A 1122-nucleotide genomic window follows, 5' to 3' on the forward strand; every position below is an offset into this window, starting at 1 on the left:
TATCAATCAATCCAAACTCATATTTCAGAATGCCATTTACCCTCTCTGCTACAGCATTCTCATAAGGATCCGAGTTCTCGGTCATACTGATAAGAATATCACTTTTCCTTAACGTTTCAGTATATTCTTTACTACAATACTGCAATCCTCTGTCTGAATGATGAATTAAAGAATGTTTATACACCCTGTTCTTTATGGCTTGTTTTAATGCTTTCAATGTGGAGGCAGTCTGTAAATTATCACTTAGTTCATATCCTACAATTTTCTTTGAATAGGCATCGGTAATCAAATGAAGATAATAATTTTTCTCTTTAGTCTTCAGATAGGTAATATCTGCAACCCAAACTTTTTCTGAACATTTCAACTCCTTTTCTTTAATAATATTCGGGTATTTCTTCATCCAATGTCTGGAATTGGTTGTTTTAAAATAACTGTGTTTTCTGGGAATTAAAAGATAATTCGATCTTAAAAGTTGAAACAGCCGATCTCTTCCTATATGAAGATCCTCTTTTGAAAAATCATTTTTAAGTAATACATAAAGTTTTCGAGTCCCTATTTTAGGCATCTTTTTACGAATTGATAATACCAGTTCTATAATCCTTTTTTGATTATTGATAGAATCAGGCTGTTTCTTCCTTTTATAATAAGCTTGTTTACTGTATCCAAACAATCGGCAGATATCTTCCAGTGAAAGATTTGTATACGGCCTTATTTCCTGGATTGATTGGAACCAGACTTTTTTACAATTTCAATCTTCAACTCACGCTCTGCGATTTCTATAAATCTCTTAAACACTTTGAGCTCTTCTTCCTTTTTGGATAAAGCAGCTTCAAGCTCTTTAATCTTTTGTTTCTGTGGATCTTTCATAGGTCTGCCTTTACTTAATTGTTTTTCATAAGTAAAGTTACCATATTTTATTAACCAACTAGAAATGCATGAATTACCCCGAATATTGTATCGAGTTTGCAATTGGGATTTTGTATATAATCCCCGTTCATATTCAGAGACAACTTGTCGTTTGAATGCCTCACTGTATTCTTGGACAGGGGACGATGGTTTTTTTAGATTCATAAGGGTGACTAATTTTATGGTTTTTTAGTCAACCTTTTTCAGGACGAGACA

Annotated in this window: 1 pseudogene; it reads right to left on the bottom strand. The window is 32.8% G+C overall.

Annotated elements, in window-relative coordinates:
* Window positions 1-1071, bottom strand: a pseudogene (locus tag AC59HC_RS22975) (IS3 family transposase); the annotation flags it as partial.
* Window positions 1072-1122: the final 51 nt, after the last annotated feature.

The sequence above is a fragment of the Chryseobacterium sp. DZ-32 genome, from assembly GCF_059587025.1.